The following is a 17,986-nucleotide window of genomic DNA, read 5'->3' on the forward strand; positions in this document are numbered from 1 at the left end:
TCCTCCTGCTGCACCCACAGCAAACCATCACCCTCCGACACCGACAGGGGGTGTCTCCCGCCGGTCGCGTTTACAGGCGCAAGGTCCAGCCGGAGTACGGTCCGAACCCCCCGGTTGGGGTTCAATATACCGGCGACTGTGAGAAATGCTCAATCTCGGTCACTGAGGGTTCCCCCAAAGAGGGGACAAGTGGTAGGGCTGGTTCTGCGCGGGGCCGTCAGCGGGTGATCGCCAGGGCCTCGGCGGTCTTCGACAGCACGGCGCTGGCCTGCGCCGGGTTCTCGTTGAGCAGCATCCCGTAGCTGGGCATCAGGCCGCTGATCTGCGGTTCCCACTGCGAGAACTCGTTCGGGAAGCACTTCTTCAGCACATCGATCATGATCGGGACCGCGGTGGATGCCCCGGGCGATGCCCCGAGCAGCCCGGCGATGGTGCCGTCGCCCGCGGCGATCACCTCGGTACCGAACTGCAGTACACCGCCCTTTTTCTCGTCCTTCTTCATCACCTGGGCGCGCTGGCCGGCGGTGATGAGGTACCAGTCCTCGGGCTTCGCCGTCGGCATGAACGCCTGCAGCGACCGGAACTTCTTCGACTTGCTGGCGAGCAGCTCACCGACCAGATACGTGATCAGGCTCGGGTTGTCCTTCGCGACGGCGAGCATCGGCACGAGGTTCGACGGGCGCACCTGCGTAACGATGTCGAGGATCGATCCATTCTTGAGGAACTTGGGGCTGAAGCCGGCGTACGGCCCGAAGAGGAGGCTCGATTCACCGTCGACGACCCGTGCGTCGAGGTGCGGAACCGACATCGGCGGTGCACCGACCGCGGCCTGGCTGTAAACCTTGGCGCGGTGCTCGGCGACGATCTTGGGGTTGTCGGTGCGCAGGAACTGCCCCGAGATCGGGAAGACACCGTAACCCCTGATCTCAGGAATCCCGGACTTCTGCAGGAGTTTCAGCGCCCAGCCGCCTGCGCCCACGAACACGAATCGCGCGCGGGTCACACCGGGAGTCCTGCCGACCAGCAGGCGGTGGCGGATGAGCCACGTCCCGTCCTTCTGCTTCTTCAGTCCGCGGACCTCGGTGTTGAGGCGAAGCTTGGCGCCGGCATCCGTTGTCGCGTCGAACAGCTGATGGGTCAGCGCGCCGAAGTCGACGTCGGTGCCGGAGGCGACACGGGTCGCCGCGAACGGCTCGCCCTTGAGACGCTTCTTCATGAGCAGCGGCGCCCATTTGTGGATGACGCGGGAGTCCTCGGAGTATTCCATGTCGTCGAACAACGGCTGCTTCTTGAGCACGCTGTAGCGCTCGCGCAGGTAGGCCACGTTCTTCTCGCCCTGCACGAAGGTCATGTGCGGGGTCGGGTTGATGAACGTAGACGGATCGCGAAGGATGCCGCGGGCGACGAGCGAGGACCAGAACTGGCGGCTCAACTGGAACTGCTCGTTGATGCTGATCGCCTTGGACGGGTCGAGCGAGCCGTCCTTGCCCTCGGGCATGTAGTTGAGTTCGCAGAGCGCGGCGTGGCCGGTGCCGGCGTTGTTCCAGGGGTTCGAGCTCTCCTCGGCGACATCGCCGAGTCGTTCGAAGATTTCGATGGTCCAGTCCGGCTGAAGCTGCTTGATCAGGGCTGCGAGAGTTGCGCTCATGATGCCGCCACCGATCAGGGCGACATCCACCGGGCTGGAAGAGGTCATGGCTCTAGTTTAGGCGGCGGCACGAGTGGGTCGCGCACGCGCCGGCCGGTGCGGCTCGCGCCTGCACGCCCTGCCGCTGCTTCGACAGGAGATTCGTTCGGTCGCGAACGCTCGACAGGAGGATCGGGCTGTTTCGCCAGCCACTCCCCTGTTCGGCGTCGCCCGACCAGTAGTCCTCCACCGTGCACCAGATGGGCAGAAGAACTCACAATTGCCGGTTTCGCGCCCATGGAGCCCGCCACGACGCCGACAGTGGACGCATGACCCGCGACATCGTTGAAGACATGCGCCGATTCGGCCATCTCGCCCAGCGCAGCCAGCTGCTTGAGCTGGGCCATTCTGCCCACCGGGTTCGATCCGCACTGGCGGAGGGGTCGATGGTGGCGCTTCGCCGGCCGTGGGTGGCCACGCGACTGGCGCATCCGGAGGCGGTTCGGGCGATCAACCGGGGCGGCAAGCTGGCTGCTTCGTCCGCTCTCCGCAGCTACGGGGTCTGGGTCGGCAGAAGTTCCGGCCTGTGGGTGTGCTCGCCGCCGCACGCCAGCCGTTTACCGGTCCTCTTCCCGGGCGAGCACCGCATCATGGCACCCGAACGATTCCCGGCGACCACCGACATCCGGTGGCGGGTGTCGGTTCCGGACGCCCTGGCCCAGACAATTGTGCGCGGTGACGCGACGGATGCCATCGCCTCTCTGGAGAGCGCGCGGTACATGGGGTTGATCGACGACGTCCTGGTACGCGACATCGAGAACGTCCTGCCACGACGGTTGCGACGAGGTGTCGCGCGGAGCCACCGCAAGGCGATGTCCGGAATCGAAACGCTGTTCCGCCTCGCGGCGGAAGCGGAAGGCTGGAACGTCGAGATTCAGGTGTTCGTTCGCGGCGTGGGCCACGTCGACGTGCTGATCGACGGCTGGCTCGTCATCGAACTGGACGGCGGCTCGCATGCGGAACTGGAGCAGATGCACATCGATCGCAGCCGGGATGCCGAGTTAATCCTGCTCGGCTACCGCTATCACCGTTTCGATCATCCACAGCTGATGAACTCGATGAACCGGTGCATCGAGGTTGTGCGGCGGATCCTCGCGCAAGGGCGTCCGTCCGTGCGCTGAGGCTCGCGCAGGCAATCGCACGCACAGCAGGGGGTGTTGGGTCGGCCGAAATCGCGCGGGGCTAACCGAGCTGGGCCACGCCCTCCCCGATCAGGCCGACCCCGCCCAGGATGAGCCCGACGGCGAGCGCTGCCGCGCCGACGTAGAGCAGCACCGCGAAGCCGTTCGGCTTCTGCGGGTCGGTGCCGATCACGGAGAGGAAGAACCCGGCGGGCATCAGAATGGCGGCCGAGAGCACGAGGGTCGGAGCGGCGACCACCGGACCGGACGCGCCGCTGCCGTCGACGAGGAGAAGAGTCACCAGCCCGAGGATCACCAGGACCCCGGCGTGGGCGTGCCCCGCCCGGTAGAAGCTCGTTTGCAGCGCGTTGGCGGGCTGCTTGCCGCGCACCACCTTGAGCATGAACAGACCTCCGGACTCCACGGCCACGACGGTGAGGAGGACGATCCCGGCGGTGATCAGGTTGGACGCGTTCATCGGAACTCCCGTGATTGGATAGTGGTAATATCCAGTATTGGATACCGTGACTATCCAAGCAAGGGGTTTCGTGAGAGTTTCTGCGCTCGTCGAGCGAACCGGCGTTCCGCTGGCCACCGTCAAGTACTACCTCCGTGAGGGGTTGCTGCAGCCGGGGATACCCACCGGAGCGACACAGGCGCGCTACACCGAGGACCACGTGCACCGGTTGCAGGTGATCAAGGCCCTCACATCGGCCGCTGGACTCCCCCTCCACAAGGTGAAAGTGGTGCTCCACCTCATTGACGACCCCGGCAGCGACCTGTACTCCGCCCTCGGGCAGGCGGTCGCCAGCCTCCCGCCGTATCGCGCCGGTGCCGCGGCGGAGCATCCGCGCGCGCGCACACTGCTCGAGCGCATCGGGCAGCTCTACGACCCGGGCTATGCGGCCACGGCGCAGCTCGAGCACGCGCTCGAAGCGGCCGAGGAGGCCGGCGTCGGGATGAGCGACGAGAGGTTCGAGGTGTACGCGCGGCACATCCGCGCGATCGCCGAGTACGACCTGCAGCGGATGGGAGCGAGTGACCTCAGCCCGATCGAATACGCCGTGCTCGGCACCGCTCTCTCCGAGCCGGTTCTCCTCGCGATGCGCCGGCTGGCCCACCAGGACATTGCCGCCAAGCGCCTCGGCAACCCGGCCGACTGAGGCCGCGGCCCGCCCGGGAGAAACCGCGCCGGCGCACGCTCAGCAGGAGGAAACGACTCAACCGGAGGGTCGGCCCCTGTCGAGCGTGCGCAGCCCGCTACCAGGTGGACGCAGAACTCCCCGCGATGCGGTTGCCGCCGGCTTGCTGCGCCGCCTTCACCAGGCCGCGCACCTCGGCGGTGAGAGCGGCGATGTCCGGCTCGCCCGGCTCCACCATGACGACACCCCAGCTGACGGCGAGGCGAATCCCGGTGGATTTCTCCACCGGCTCGTCGATCAGCGCGACACGCACCCGTTCGACGATGTCCTGCGCCTGCTCGAGGTCATCGGCCATGACGACGCACGCGAACTGCGCACCCGCCCGGCGCCCGATGATGGCGGTGGGCGGCAGGTGGTCCTGCAGGATCGAACTGAACGACTCGATCGTGTCGTCCCCGAAGGTCCGGCCGAACGCGATGTTCATGTCGGCCATGTTGTCGATCTCGGCGCCGATGAAGGCGACACGTTCCCCGTGCCGGTTGGCACGGCGGATGCGGTCCGCTGCGGGGGTCGAGAACATCGCGTCAGGAAGGATGCCGTTCCAGTTGGCCTGCTCGAGCGGCCGGGACGGCCGAGCACTCGAGCGTTCAGCCCGCAGGATCGACATCGACGTCGACGCCACGATCACGAAGAGGATGGTGAAGAAGGTTGTGATTTCCGTCCCGAAGGCCTCCCGGAAAAGGTCGCTCTCGGGCGACGCCAGAAGGAATACCACCGCCCGGGCTCCGTAGTAGGCGCCCACGACGAGCATCAAAGTCGCGAGGATCCGCGCGTTCAGGTTGCGTCGCATCCGCCCCCGAAGTGACTCGACTCCCGCCAGTGCGGAGAACACGGACACACCGAGGAGGAAGACGAACCCGCCGGCCCAGTCACCGCCCTCCGGGGAGTCGATCGTGGCGGCGGCGGCCGCCACTGCGGAGCCACCGATCACGAAAACGAACCGGGAGGAGCGGCCGTTGAAGAGCCGCGAACCCGCCCACACGCATCCCATGGCGAGCACCAGTGAGGCGTTGCCCAACACGATCGCCCACCACGCGGACGGCTCAGCTCCCCAGATCGCAAACGAAATCGTTGTCAGGATGCCGGCGATGAAAGCGGCACTCCACAGCCGTCCGGGCGGGTCGTTGCGGCCGAACACCGTGTTGATGACGAACGAGGTTCCGCAGATGGCGACCACCATCCCGCTCGCGATGAGCAGAGTCTGAAGGTCGAGCACGGATGCCCCATTGCCGGCTGCTGTGATCATGTCTCAGGCGTCCTCGTCGTTTTCGCGGGGAAGGGTGACCACCATGGTCGTCCCGCTGGGGCTGCTTGCCGACATCCGGATGTCGCCGCCGTGGGCGCGAGCGATCTCGCGACTGATGCTCAGCCCGAGCCCGGTGCCGTGGATGGTGGTATTTCGCACGGACTCGGCTCGATAGAACCGTGCGAACAGGTTCTTCTGTTCTTCTTCGGTCATTCCGCGGCCCGTGTCCGACACGAAGATCTCGACCTCATGGAAATCGCCGATGACGGCGATGCTGACGCGGCCGCCCGAGTTGTTGTACTTCACCGCGTTGGAGAGAAGGTTGTCGATGACCTGTCGGATCCTGAACTCGTCCGCCTGCACGATCGAATCGCCGATCGTGGTGAGCAGCAGTGAGATCTTGCGCTCCTCGGCCATCGGCTTCAGCGCCTGGATCGACTGTTTGGCGATCACAGCGACGTCGGTCGGGGCGAAGTTCAGCAGGAAACCGACCTGGTCGTCGTGGGATGCCACGAGCAGGTCGGAAACGAGGGAGAGCAGGCGGTCCGCGTTTTTCAGGGCGACTTCGATGTGGGTGCGGCTCTCGACGCCGACATCGTCGCCGTCGAGCACGAGTTCGAGGTAACCGAGGATGGAGGTCAGCGGTGTGCGCAACTCGTGCGAAACCGAAACGACGAGGTCGTCGCGCGCCCCGATCGCCTCGAGCTCCCTGGTGACGTCTCGTGACACCCAGACGGAGCCGTCCTGATGTCCCGCCGCGTTCGACAGGGGCCGCCCGGTCACCGCGAGGGCCATCCGGTATCCGCCCGGGTCGCCGTACCACATGACAACATCGTCGAACGATTCACCTCGGGCGAGGCGCTTGTGCGGACGTTCCTCTTCCGGGAACGGTGTCACGCGGTCTTCGCGGTAGATGGCATCCGGAACGATCTCGCTCTCGTCGAAACCGAACTGGCGCAACCGCTGCCGGTGCGCCCGGTTGACCATGGTGGGCCTGCCCATTTTGTCGTAAGCGACCACACCGAACGTGACCGCGTTGATCACTTCGTCAAGGGTGCGTTCCTGACGTCGGGTCCGGTCGAAGGCTTCCTCGAGCAGCATCGCCTGCTGGCGGAGCAGCCGCCGCTGGGCCCGGTTCTTCTGCGTGCCGGTGTAGCTGGCCGTGGCCACGAACGCGAAGACGATCGCCAGCACGAGCAACGTGGGGAGGTTGACCGTCTTGTGCGGGTTCACGAACCAGTTCACAGCAACAGCGAGGAAGGACAGCGTTGGGGCGAGAATAGCGCCGAACAGGCTGTAATAAGTGGCGAGCCAGATCACCGGGAAGACGAGGAAGAGCGCCGCACCCAACGACGGTTCACCGACTTCGATCAGGCCGATACCGAAGATGTCGAGGATCGGCAGCGCCATCGTCGCGCGCCGCGGCAGGTTGCGCCACGGCACAACGGATGCCGCCATGGTGGTCAGGAAGATGACCGCGACCCCCACAAGCAGGAGCGGTTCACTTGACAGGTTGATGTCGACGACGAGCAGGATGCAGACGAGGATGAGCACCCCGACCCCGAGAAGCAGCTGCCACAGGAACACCGAACGCTCAAGGCGTTCTCGCCCGTGCGACTTCTTCGGCGACGCCGAGGGACTGCTCATGTGTGAACACTAGCAACGCTGGTCGGCGGTCGGCGCCGCTCGGATACTTGTGCTACTGCGTGGCGGGCGCTAAACGGCAGCGGTGAGTCGCGCTGCAATGAGTTCGGCGATCTGAACAGCGTTGAGCGCGGCTCCCTTGCGCAGGTTGTCGTTCGAGATGAAGAGGGCGAGGCCCTTGCCCTCGGGGGCGCTCTGGTCGGCCCGGATCCGTCCGACGAATGCGGGGTCCTTGCCCGCTGCTTCCAGCGGCGTGGGGATGTCGGCGAGCGCGACGCCCGGGGCATCCGCCAGCAATTCGGTGGCCCGCTCCGGGGTGATGTCGCGTGAGAACTCGGCGTTGATGGAAAGCGAGTGGCCGGTGAACACCGGAACCCGCACGCAGGTGCCTGACACCAGGAGCCCGGGCAGTTCGAGGATCTTGCGGCTCTCGTTGCGGAGCTTCTTCTCTTCGTCGGTCTCGTTCTGACCGTCGTCGACGATCGAGCCGGCCAGCGGAACGACGTCGAACGCGATCGGGCGCCGGTAGATGGTGGGCTCGGGCAGAGGCACAGCGGAGCCGTCGTGCACGAGCTGGAGGAGGTTGCCGTCCTCAACGGCGACGCGCACCTGGGTGGCGAGTTCGCGGGCACCGGCGAGCCCGGAGCCGGAGACTGCCTGGTACGTGCTGACGATGAGGCGCTCGAGACCGGCCTCCTCGTGCAGGACCTTGAGCACCGGCATCGCCGCCATGGTGGTGCAGTTCGGGTTGGCGATGATGCCCTTTTTCGCCTCGTCGATGGCGTGCGGGTTCACCTCGGACACAACGAGGGGAACGTCGGGGTCCATCCGCCACGCGCTGGAGTTGTCGATGACGGTGGCGCCCGCCGCCGCGAACCGCTCAGCCTGGGCGCGGCTGCTGGTGGCGCCGGCCGAGAACAGGGCGATGTCGAGGCCGGTCGGGTCAGCGGTGGAGGCATCCTCAACGACGATCTCTTCGCCGCGGAACGTCAGGGTGCTGCCGGCGGAACGCGCCGACGCGAAGAAACGGATGCTCGCAATCGGGAATTCGCGCTGCTCCAGCAGGATGCGCATGACTGCGCCGACCTGGCCGGTGGCGCCGACGATGCCGAGGTTGACTCCGTTACTCATGATGTTCTCTCCTGTGCCGCGCGGGGGCCCGCGCCTAACTTCGGACAATCTTTCCAAATCGACGCTTGGTCGGCGATCCGGGGGTGGTTTTGCGAAGAATCTCCGCAGTTGCGGTCAGCGGCCGGTGCCGCCGTGGACAATGGCTTCTTCGTCGCTGTCGAGGCCGAACGCGGCGTGCACGACGCGGGCGGCTTCCTTCACGTTGTCGGCGCGGGTGATCACCGAGATGCGGATCTCACTGGTGGAGATCATCTCGATGTTGATGCCGGCCAGGTGCAGGGCTTCGAACAGGCGGGCCGAAACACCGGTGTTCGCCTTCATCCCGGCGCCGACGAGAACAAGCTTGCCGATCTGGTCGTCGTGCTGCAGCGACTCGTACCCGACCTCTTCGCGCTGGTCGAGCAGCGCGGTGAGGACCTTATGGGCTTCGTCCTGCGGCAGGGTGAAGGAGATGTCGGTGCGACCGGTGGCCGCCGCTGACACGTTCTGCACGATGATGTCGACGTTGGCGTCGGTGGAGGCGATGATCTTGAAGATCTGGGCGGCCTTGCCCGGAACATCCGGAACGCCGACGACTGTGATCTTGGCCTCGGTGAGGTCGGTTGCGACACCGGTGACGATGGGGTGTTCCATCTGTTCGCCCTCTTTCGGGTTGTAGACGAGGGTTCCCTCGTTGTTGTTGAACGATGAGCGTACGTGGAGTGTCACGCCGTGCCTGCGGGCGTATTCCACTGCGCGGATATAGAGAACCTTGGCACCGTTCGCCGCGAGCTCGAGCATCTCTTCGCTCGTGATCGTTTCGATCTTTCGTGCGCGCGGAACGATGCGGGGGTCCGAGGTGTAGATGCCGTCGACATCCGTGTAGATCTCGCAGACGTCGGCGTTGAGGGCGGCGGCGAGGGCGACCGCTGTGGTGTCGGAGCCGCCGCGGCCCAGCGTGGTGATGTCTTCGGTTTCGTCGTTGAAGCCCTGGAACCCGGCGACGATGACGATCGCGCCGTTGTCGAGGGCTTTGCGCACACGCACCGGGTTGACCTCGATGATGCGGGCGGATCCGTAGTGCTTGTCGGTGCGCATCCCGGCCTGGAGCCCGGTGTACGAGCGCGAGTCGACGCCGAGGTTCTTGATCGCCATGGCGAGGAGGGACATCGAGATGCGCTCACCGCTGGAGAGCAGCAGGTCCATCTCGCGCGGCTCCGGCGGAAGCGGTGACACGGCCGCTGCGAGGTCGAGCAGTTCGTCGGTGGTGTCGCCCATCGCGGAGACGACGACGACGACCTCGTTTCCGGCCTTGTGCGATTCGACGACGCGCTTGGCGACGCGCTTGATGCTTTCGGCGTCTGCGACGGACGAACCGCCGAACTTCTGCACGATAAGGCTCACGGATACTCCTGGGTGGGGGTCGATCGGGTCCGACCCGACTCTCCATTCTAAACGCGGCTGCATGCCGGGGCTGCTATGTGACGGATGCACGTGACGGATGCCGTCACTCGCGCCGTGCGGCGCGGCATCCGGGGCGCTCGGTGCGGCGCTCGGTCCGCGCGGGCTGGGGCGCCGATTCACCCGTTCCGGACAAGAAACACCCGGCGCACCGCGTGAACGCGACCGGAACGCGTGAATAGGTGCACCGATGCGGTCACGCGCGGCGAGCGGCGCGGCATCCGGTGGGTCATGTGAGCGGCGCAGCATCCGGTGGGTCATCGGAGCGGCGCGGCACGCCGGCGGGCTCTCGATGCGGCGGAGGACAGCGTCAGTTTCTCGCGCCAGTTCACCCGTTCCGGACAGAAACACCCGGCGCACCGCGTGAACGCGACCGGAGTGAGTGAATCGGCGCACCGATGCCGTTGCGCGCGGCGCGGCATCCGGTGGGTCATGTGAGCGGCGCGGCATCCGGTGGGTCATCGGAGCGGCGAGCGGCGCGGCACGCCGGCGGGCACCCGATGCGGCGGAAAACAGCGTCAGTTTCTCGCGCCAGTTCACCCGTTCCGGACCAATACACCCGGCGCACCGCGTGAACGCGACCGGAGTGGGTGAATCGGCGCGCCGCGGCGACGTGCCGCGCGGCATCCGGGAAGCGCCGCGGTTAGCGCTTGACGACCGTGCGACCCTCGAAGGCGCGGCCGAGAGTGACCTCGTCGGCGTACTCAAGGTCGCCGCCGACCGGGAGCCCTGAGGCCAGCCGGGTGACCTTGATCTCGAGCACGGTCAGCAACCGGCTGAGGTACGTCGCGGTCGCCTCGCCCTCCAGGTTGGGGTCGGTGGCGATGATGACTTCCTGAACGGTGCCGTCGGCGAGCCGCTGCATCAGCTGGCGGATGCGGAGGTCGTCCGGGCCGATGCCGTCGATCGGGCTGATCGCCCCGCCGAGCACGTGGTACAGCCCGCGGAACTCGCGGGTGCGCTCGATGGCGACAACGTCCTTGGCTTCCTCAACGACGCAGATGCTCGCCGGGTTGCGGCGCGGGTCACGGCAGATGGAACAAGTCGGCTGTTCGGCGACATTTCCGCAGATCTCGCAGAAGTGCACCTTTTCGCGCACCTCGGTGAGCAATTCGGCCAGCCGGCTCACGTCAAACGTCTCGGTCTGCAGAATGTGGAACGCGATCCGCTGGGCGGATTTCGGACCGATTCCAGGCAGTCGACCGAATTCGTCGATCAGTTCCTGGACAATGCCTTCGTACATGAGGTTCTAGTCCCTGTTGAATCGGGTCGGCGGAGTGTGCGGCTGTTCCTCGATGAAGCTCGCTCCGAGAAGTTCGCGCACCACCGATTCGCCGTAACGGGAGCTCGCCGCTGGGTGCACCGGCTGACGGTGCGTCGGACGCCCCCCTGCTGGCGCGACGGATGCCGCAGCGCTCGGCCGGTCGGACGCGGCCGCGTCCGCGGGGCGCTGGGTGGGATCGGCGGGCTGGGCTTTCGGCGCGGCCTGCCTTGCTGCGGTGATCGGGTCGGGGCTGGCCGGTGCGGAAACGCTCGGTGGTGTTTGTGCCGCGGAGGCGGCATCCGTTCCCCCGGTCGGCGTGGCGTAGGTTGGCGCGGTCGCCGCCCAGCCGCCGGCATTCGCGGCGGACTTCGCTGGCGGGGGCGCGAAACGCCCTGGTGGGATGACCGACGGCACATCGCCGATCGCTACCGGCTCTCGATAGCCCGGGTCCACCTGGGGGTCGGGGTAGGGCGGTTCGTCCTCGGGCGGTGGCGCGTCGTCGAACGGAGGCGCGTCGTCGGGCGGAGGCGCGTCGTCGGGCGGAGGCGCGTCGTCGTCCGGCTGGTGGGTGGGATCGGAGGTCGGGATGGCAACAACGTGCCAGCCGCCCGCGGCCGGAGCCTGGGCAGAGGGTGCGGCTGGGACGGACACGCCTCGGGCTGGCGCAACGGTCGTTGTCGCACGCGGTGCCGCGGACGCCCGCGCATCGGCTTGCGGAGACCGGGGGCCGGCTGCCGCAGGAGCAGTCGGGGCGGTCTGCGCGCGAGGAACGCCGCTCGCCGGCGACGCAGCCACGGCCGATGGCGCAACGTTCGGGCGGGCACCGGTTGAGCTCGCAGCGGGAGCCGCCTCGGAAACCGCGGTCGGGCTGGCCGCGCCCCGAGCTGCCGACACATTCGCGCCGGCCACGGCGGGCGCCGAATTTCCGGCGCCTGGTGCGCCCGGGTTGGCAGGACCGTCATTCCCACCGGCTGGCCCACCGGAACCGGGCTGGGTCGGGGCGGGCGACGTGCGAGGAGCGGCATCCGCATCGCCGGGGGCGTCGACATGAGCGATGAACTTGACGGTGACGCCGAGCACGTCGAGGATCGCCTGGCGCACGATCGTGCTGACGCCGTCGCCGGCGTGGAGGTGCTTGAAGTCTTCGACATCTTTCGCGCTGGGAAAGCTCAACCGCAGCACGGCGTCGTCGCTGAACGCGCGAACGGATGCCGTCTGCGCCACCAACCACGCGGACCGTTTGGTCGCCGCCACCCGGTCGAGGACCTCAGTCCAGGAGTCACGAAGCTGCTGCAGGGTGACCGGCCCGACCGGCTTCACGGTGACCGGCGCGGGAGGCCGAGGCGCCTCGGGAGCAGCGGATGCGGCTTCCGGCGTGACCCGGGGCCGGGACGGGACCGGCTCGACCGGCTCATCGAACGAGCGATGTGCGGACGCGGCCGGAGCGGCGTCGACGGCATCCGCAGATTCGGTGATCGCAGACGCGGTGTCGGACATGCCGACCCGGCGTTCCAGCCGTTCGACCCGGGCGAGGGCGCCGCGGGCAGTGTCATCCATCGACGGCACGAGCACTCGCGCCACCATGAGCTCGAGGTGCAGGCGGGGCGAGGTCGCGCCGGTCATCTCACTCAGGGCCGTGTTGACGATGTCGGCGGTGCGGCTGAGTTCGGCCTGGCCGAATCCGGTGGCCTGCAGTGCCATGTGGTCGAGTTCATCCTGCGGGATGCCACGAAGCACGGATGCCGCGTCTCCCCCGGTCGCGCCGACGACGATGAGGTCGCGGAGCCGCTCGAGGAGGTCGTCGACGAAGCGGCGGGGATCCTGGCCGGTCTGGATGACGCGATCGACGGCGGAGAAGGCGGCGCCGGCATCCCGGGCGGAGAGCGCGTCGATGACCTCGTCGAGAAGCGCCGAGTGGGTGTAGCCGAGCAGTGCCACCGCGCGTTCGTAGTCGACGGTGTCGCCCTCGGACCCGGCCATGAGCTGGTCGAGGAGGGACAAGGTGTCGCGGGCGGAACCTCCGCCGGCGCGGACCACGAGCGGAAGGACGCCCGGCTCGACCTGAACCTTCTCGGATTCGCACAGCGACTGCACGTATTCGAGCATCTGCGCGGGCGGGATCAGCCGGAACGGGTAGTGGTGGGTGCGCGAACGGATGGTGCCGATGACCTTGTCTGGCTCGGTCGTCGCGAAGATGAACTTGATGTGCTCCGGCGGTTCTTCGACGATCTTGAGCAGCGCGTTGAAGCCCTGCGGCGTGACCATGTGGGCCTCGTCAAGGATGAAGATCTTGTAGCGGTCACGCGCCGGGGCGAAGATCGCCCGCTCGCGGAGGTCGCGGGCGTCGTCGACACCGTTGTGGCTGGCGGCGTCGATCTCGACGACATCGAGGGAACCGCCGCCGTCACGGCTGAGCTCGACGCAGCTCGGGCAGACACCGCACGGGGTGTCCGTGGGGCCTTCGACGCAGTTGAGGCAACGCGCGAGGATGCGGGCCGAAGTGGTCTTGCCGCAACCGCGTGGGCCACTGAAGAGATAGGCGTGGTTGACCCGGTTGGTGCGCAGGGCCGTCATCAGTGGATCGGTCACCTGAGACTGACCGATCAGCTCGGCAAAGGACTCTGGCCGGTAACGGCGATACAGGGCTGTAACCACTGTCTCATCGTAGTCGCCGCCGCTGACACTGCGGCCGGGTGTGCATTTGGATGGTCGCTGAAACGTGGACCCCGGTTGCTACGGATCGCACCTTCGGAGATTCTCCCGGTCACGCCCGGTTGCGGGCCGAAAAGTGCCTCAACGCGCTGAAAGCTCCGAAGTTGCGGACAGGGTTTCTCGCCTCGCTACTCTCCGTGCCCCTGCCACGAGAAGCGGAGGCGGTTGACCTGGAGCGGGCCCGAGATCCCGGAATGCAACGTCGGAGATTCTGCGCTGACCGACTGTCTCAAGCAGAGAATCGGCACGTTCGCCCCAGAATCCCCGACGTTGCGAACGCAGCCGCTCCCCTCCCTCCCCCATCGCTCGCCCAGGAGCACCTTTCCACCGATAAGACCGGGCGCGCGAATCCGGCACCGCAGACTCCGACACTCTGTGGATGAGCACCGACATCATCGCCTGGCTGTGTGACTCAGGACATGTAGCAACGACCGGTCAACTGCAGCGCTACTTCTCTGTCCGCGATCTCAGGAGGGCACGCGAGAGCGGGCTCATCAGGCGCCTGGCACGAGGCATTTACGCATGCACGCACATCGACACCCCGCTCGCCCTCGCGGCTCAGACTGGCGGACGCCTCGACTGCGTGAGCAGCCTCGCGAGGCACGGCGTGTGGTCAGGCCTGGAGCGACCCGGCTTGCACCTTCGCATGGAACCCCACCAGCACGCGCGACGATCGATCCCCAGCGCTTTCGTCCACTGGAGTGGCACTGTCCAGAAGGCACATCTGCTCGAAGTTGCCCCGGTCGACGCGGTCCTGCAGGCCATCCGGTGCCTGGGTCCCGATGACGCACTCGCCTGCGTTGAGTCCGCGCTGCACATGAAATTCCTCAGCGATGACCAACTCGATCTGGTGTTCCTTCACGCGCCGGCACGGCTCCAGCCGATTCTGTCCGGGATAGACCGTGGCGCCCAGTCCGGCTACGAGACATTCGCGCGGCTGAAACTTCTCCGGGCGGGCTTCGCGGTTCGGACACAGGGTCACGTGCCCGGAGCCGGGCCGGTCGACATCATCGTTGAAGAGTGTGTCGGTCTCGAGGTCGACGGCGAGAAGTGGCACGGGCCGGAACGATTCCTTCATGATCGAACGAAGGATCGCAATGCCGAGTTGCAGGGAATGCGGATGCTTCGGATCGGCGGATTCCACGTCTTCGACGATTGGGACACGACACGTGCGGCGATCCGGCGGATGGTGACCGACGCACAGCGCGGGCTTCCTGCACGACGGCCGCGACGCCGGCCCTAAGTCGTAAGTTCGGAGAACCCGCCGCTCAAGGTGCGGATCGCCTCCCGGTCCACACCCTCCGCAGTGGGAAACACCACACCCGCGAGTCAGCCGTAGCGCGGCACCGCCTCGGCGTACCGGTCCCAGGCGGCCCCGAAGCGCCGCCGCAGCGCCGCCTCCTCCGCCTCGACCTGCCGCCGCACTGCCAGCACGGCCGGCACCCACGCTGCGAGCGCCCAACCCGAGCGAACCAGCAACCCGCAGCCCAGATGCCCGAGCGCCCATGCCCGGTACATCGGATGCCGCGATCGAGCGTAGGGACCCGTCGTTACCAGCCGGTCCGGGTCGGCGAGCCGGATGTCCTGCGTCTCGCGCCACGCACCTGCGGCCAGAACCGTGCCGGCGACCAAGAGGAGCGCGCCCGAGACCCGCAGCACCGTGGGCGGCCCGGGCAGCCGTCGCGGCTGAACCCGCTCGAGCACGGCAGCGACGACGAGCGGGACGACGTGCTGCTCGGGAATCGGCAGATTGCTCAGCCGATCCCGCCACCGCGCCGACCCGTTGTGCACGCGCCTTGCCCTCCCGGCGCTCCACTGCTGAGAGCGCCGGCTTCCACGTTACGCCTCGGTCGAAACCCGAAGTAAAGAGATCCGAAGCGCGAGGCGGCGGTGTTTCCAGTTTCGGAGATTCGTGGAAGCTGCCCGATTTGCGGCCCGACACGCGCCTCTGTCAGCACAATCTCCGAAATTACGGACGACCCGCGGCGGCACGGTGGCGGAATCCCGCGGCTGGGCGTCGATCACCGCGGGCGACAAGGTCGAGCTGGCCGCCACCGGCCGATGTGATCGCGGTGTCCGCACCGGCGACCTGAACCCAGAGGTTCTGTCCTCAACTTCGGAGATTTCGCGGTTTCACCCGGAATCCGACGCCGAAGCCTCGGTATCCGCAGGAAACTCCGCAGTTGGAAACCGGAGCCTACCCGCCCTGCGCCCGCGCGGCATCCAGCCCCGTCCAGCGCTTCCCGAACAGCGGCAGCAGCGTCAACACGGCGTAGAGGACCGAGCAGCCGAGAAGCGTCGGACCAACCCGAGCCCGCGACCGCCACACCGGCGACGAAGCTGCCGACCGGCATGGCGGCCGCGACCCCAGCCGTCGTCGCGCCGAAGATCCTCGCCCGCATCGCCTCGGGCGTCAGGGCGTACATCGCCGTCGACAACATCGGGTTGATCGCCCCGGCCGAGAGCCCCGACAGCGCAAAAACAAGCAGCAGTACCGGCACCGGCACGCCCAAAAGCATCGCGACGTAAGGCGGAACACCGGCGCAGAAGAACGACAGCACGAACAGCGCCCGCCCCGCGAGCCGGTGCCCCCACATCGCGAACAGCACAGACCCGGCGAGCGCACCCCCGGCGAAGCATCCGATCATGAACCCGAGCAAAGCCCCCGTCTCCGATTCCTCCGTCGCGTAAATCGGTTTGATCACCGTGATCCCGGCGATGTCGATCGCGTTGGTGAACATCACCAGCAGCACGATGCTTCGCAGCAGTGGCTGCCTGCTGAGAAAACGGATACCATCCGCCAGTTCCCGCCAATACGAGCCGGTCTCCTCCCGCAGCGGCCCAGCGACATCCCGCGGAATGCACACGGCAATGAGCACAGCGGATGCCGCGAACGTCGCCGCGTTCACGACGAGCGAATTCGTCGCGCCCACCACCGCCACCAGGATCCCGGCGCTCGCCGCCCCGATCATCGACGCGCTGCGCTGAACGGCGGACTGCGCACCGGCCGCCCGCGCCAGCGGAACACGACCACGCTCGGCCAGCTCAGGGAGGAGGACGGTCTTCGCGGTGTCGCCCGGAGTGTCGAGGAGGCCGCCGCAAAAGACGAGGAGCAGCAGGAGCCAGAACGGCAGCCCGCTGGTCGACGCGAAGACAGGAATCGCCAGGACGGTCAGCCCGCTGGCGAGGTCGGCCACGATGCTCGAGGTGCGGTAACCGAATCGGTCGATCACCGCACCGCCGAGGGCGCCGCCGACAATGACGGGCACCGTTGTGAACACTCCAGCGACGCCGGTGGCCAGGGCCGAGCCGGTGGATCCGAGCACGTACAGCGGCACGGCGACCATCGTGACGGCGTTGCCGGCCTTCGAGACCAGTTCAGCCGCCAGCAATCCGATCAGCGGTGAACGCAGGGCGGTCGATTCACGTGTTGGCACCGGGTCACCTCGGTCGGACGAAAGCGTTGTACATCAGTCGTGTGGCCCGCGTGCCCGGCTCGCCCGGGCGACTGCGTGCCTCCCACCGGCGCGCGAGCTCGTCGAGTTCCTCGGAGAGCTCACGCAGATCGTCCACGGACAGGAAAGCCACGGAGTCTCCACTCGTGGCGGCAGCCACCCATTCCGGGTCGAGGGTCGGCTCGAGGTCGATGTACTCCCCGACTTCGGTGCTGAGCGCCTGGACGAAGGTGTGGCGCATCGCCGCGCTCGCCAGACGCGTCAGGTCTGCATTGAGCCGGCTCGGCTCGAATCGGGTGTGGGACTGTGCCGACTGCCACCAGCGCTCGCGGGCGTCGCGGGCGTGCTCAGGCGCCTCGACGACGAAACCCGCTCGGGCAAGCACACCGACGTGGTAGCTGATCGAGCCAGGAGCTTCGTCGAGCAGATCGGCCAGCATGCCCACCGAGCGTGGCCCTGAAACGCGCAACTCACCGAGCATCCGCACCCTCAACGGATGAGCCAGCGCTCGCATGGCGTGCGGGTCGACGAGTGAGCGCGGGGGATCTGAAGCGCCGGTCATGGCCTCAAGGTAAACCCACAAGAGTTCTTGTGCAAGAGTTCTTGTGAGTACGCCCCGTTCGGTCACGCACGCTGAGGCGCCAGCCCCTTAGGATTACGAGGGGGCGCGTTATCGCGGCAGGACATCCCCACATTATTTGCACCGGGGGACCCATGCCAGACAAGCGAATTCTCGTCGTCGATGATGAGGCCGACATCCGCGATCTGATCGCTCTCAAGCTGGGATCCGCCGGATACGACGTGCAGGTGGCGATGGACGGCAACAGCGGGCTCCACGAAGCGCTGACCGGGAACTTCGACGGCATCGTGCTCGACGTGATGATGCCGGGCATGTCAGGCATCGACGTGCTTTCCGCCCTGCGACAGGCCGATATCACCACCCCCGTGCTGCTTCTGACCGCGAAAGCGCAGGAACGCGACGTCGAGGCAGGCTTCGCGGTCGGCGCCGACGATTACGTCACCAAGCCGTTCAGCCCGCGGGCACTGCTCGCGCGGGTCAATGCGCTGCTGATGCGAGGCTGAC

At 67.1% G+C, this 17,986-nt stretch carries 15 protein-coding genes; 4 read left to right on the forward strand and 11 right to left on the reverse strand.

Annotated features, from left to right (window positions below; all coding sequences use genetic code 11):
* Nucleotides 1–217: 217 nt before the first annotated feature.
* The gene (locus ACLQ62_RS00935) at nucleotides 218–1,696 is read right to left on the reverse strand and encodes a malate:quinone oxidoreductase (RefSeq protein ID WP_411719782.1); all 1,479 of its coding nucleotides are present in this window, start codon (nucleotides 1,694–1,696) and stop codon (nucleotides 218–220) included.
* A 260-nt stretch (nucleotides 1,697–1,956) separates the two neighbouring features.
* On the opposite strand from ACLQ62_RS00935, the gene ACLQ62_RS00940 reads away from it, so the two are divergent.
* Nucleotides 1,957–2,808: an endonuclease domain-containing protein gene (locus ACLQ62_RS00940; RefSeq protein WP_411719783.1), complete on the forward strand. Its 852-nt coding sequence runs from the start codon at nucleotides 1,957–1,959 to the stop codon at nucleotides 2,806–2,808.
* Between the two features lie 61 nt (nucleotides 2,809–2,869).
* On the opposite strand, the gene ACLQ62_RS00945 is transcribed toward ACLQ62_RS00940, so the two are convergent.
* The gene (locus ACLQ62_RS00945) at nucleotides 2,870–3,286 is read right to left on the reverse strand and encodes a hypothetical protein (RefSeq protein WP_411719784.1); all 417 of its coding nucleotides are present in this window, start codon (nucleotides 3,284–3,286) and stop codon (nucleotides 2,870–2,872) included.
* Between the two features lie 70 nt (nucleotides 3,287–3,356).
* Here ACLQ62_RS00945 and ACLQ62_RS00950 point away from each other — a divergent pair, with 70 nt between their 5' ends.
* Nucleotides 3,357–3,971 carry a MerR family transcriptional regulator gene (locus tag ACLQ62_RS00950; protein WP_411719785.1) on the forward strand — a complete coding sequence of 205 codons (615 nt, stop codon included), beginning with the start codon at nucleotides 3,357–3,359 and terminating at the stop codon, nucleotides 3,969–3,971.
* A gap of 97 nt (nucleotides 3,972–4,068) precedes the next feature.
* On the opposite strand, the gene ACLQ62_RS00955 is transcribed toward ACLQ62_RS00950, so the two are convergent.
* From ACLQ62_RS00955 to ACLQ62_RS00980, 6 genes are all read right to left on the reverse strand, one after another.
* Nucleotides 4,069–5,256 carry a GGDEF domain-containing protein gene (locus ACLQ62_RS00955; protein ID WP_411719786.1) on the reverse strand — a complete coding sequence of 396 codons (1,188 nt, stop codon included), beginning with the start codon at nucleotides 5,254–5,256 and terminating at the stop codon, nucleotides 4,069–4,071.
* A gap of 3 nt (nucleotides 5,257–5,259) precedes the next feature.
* Entirely contained in the window at nucleotides 5,260–6,903 is a 1,644-nt protein-coding gene (locus ACLQ62_RS00960; RefSeq protein WP_411719787.1) for a sensor histidine kinase, read from the reverse strand.
* 69 nt (nucleotides 6,904–6,972) lie between these two features.
* Nucleotides 6,973–8,031: an aspartate-semialdehyde dehydrogenase gene (locus ACLQ62_RS00965; protein ID WP_411719788.1), complete on the reverse strand. Its 1,059-nt coding sequence runs from the start codon at nucleotides 8,029–8,031 to the stop codon at nucleotides 6,973–6,975.
* A gap of 114 nt (nucleotides 8,032–8,145) precedes the next feature.
* Nucleotides 8,146–9,414 carry an aspartate kinase gene (locus ACLQ62_RS00970; RefSeq protein ID WP_411719789.1) on the reverse strand — a complete coding sequence of 423 codons (1,269 nt, stop codon included), beginning with the start codon at nucleotides 9,412–9,414 and terminating at the stop codon, nucleotides 8,146–8,148.
* Between the two features lie 700 nt (nucleotides 9,415–10,114).
* A complete protein-coding gene (recR, locus tag ACLQ62_RS00975) occupies nucleotides 10,115–10,714 on the reverse strand; it encodes a recombination mediator RecR (RefSeq protein WP_411719790.1) in 600 nt (199 codons plus the stop codon).
* A gap of 6 nt (nucleotides 10,715–10,720) precedes the next feature.
* Complete coding sequence (locus ACLQ62_RS00980; protein WP_411719791.1) at nucleotides 10,721–13,390, reverse strand: DNA polymerase III subunit gamma and tau; 2,670 nt, start codon at nucleotides 13,388–13,390, stop codon at nucleotides 10,721–10,723.
* A gap of 436 nt (nucleotides 13,391–13,826) precedes the next feature.
* On the opposite strand from ACLQ62_RS00980, the gene ACLQ62_RS00985 reads away from it, so the two are divergent.
* Nucleotides 13,827–14,690, forward strand: a complete 864-nt coding sequence (locus ACLQ62_RS00985; RefSeq protein ID WP_411719792.1) for a hypothetical protein — start codon at nucleotides 13,827–13,829, stop codon at nucleotides 14,688–14,690.
* A gap of 86 nt (nucleotides 14,691–14,776) precedes the next feature.
* On the opposite strand, the gene ACLQ62_RS00990 is transcribed toward ACLQ62_RS00985, so the two are convergent.
* From ACLQ62_RS00990 to ACLQ62_RS01000, 3 genes are all read right to left on the reverse strand, one after another.
* Nucleotides 14,777–15,238, reverse strand: a complete 462-nt coding sequence (locus tag ACLQ62_RS00990; protein ID WP_411719793.1) for a methyltransferase family protein — start codon at nucleotides 15,236–15,238, stop codon at nucleotides 14,777–14,779.
* 230 nt (nucleotides 15,239–15,468) lie between these two features.
* Nucleotides 15,469–16,884 (reverse strand): MFS transporter, encoded by a 1,416-nt coding sequence (locus tag ACLQ62_RS00995; RefSeq protein WP_411719794.1) that lies wholly within the window; start codon nucleotides 16,882–16,884, stop codon nucleotides 15,469–15,471.
* A gap of 4 nt (nucleotides 16,885–16,888) precedes the next feature.
* Complete coding sequence (locus ACLQ62_RS01000) at nucleotides 16,889–17,464, reverse strand: helix-turn-helix domain-containing protein (RefSeq protein ID WP_411719795.1); 576 nt, start codon at nucleotides 17,462–17,464, stop codon at nucleotides 16,889–16,891.
* A 152-nt stretch (nucleotides 17,465–17,616) separates the two neighbouring features.
* Between ACLQ62_RS01000 and ACLQ62_RS01005 the strand changes: the two genes are divergently transcribed.
* Nucleotides 17,617–17,985, forward strand: coding sequence for a response regulator transcription factor (locus tag ACLQ62_RS01005; protein WP_411719796.1), 369 nt, complete (start codon nucleotides 17,617–17,619; stop codon nucleotides 17,983–17,985).
* The last annotated feature ends 1 nt before the right edge of the window (nucleotide 17,986 follow it).

Origin of the sequence: Mycetocola sp., from assembly GCF_046716805.1 — a bacterium.
In the GTDB taxonomy this organism is placed as follows: Bacteria; Actinomycetota; Actinomycetes; order Actinomycetales; family Microbacteriaceae; genus Mycetocola_A.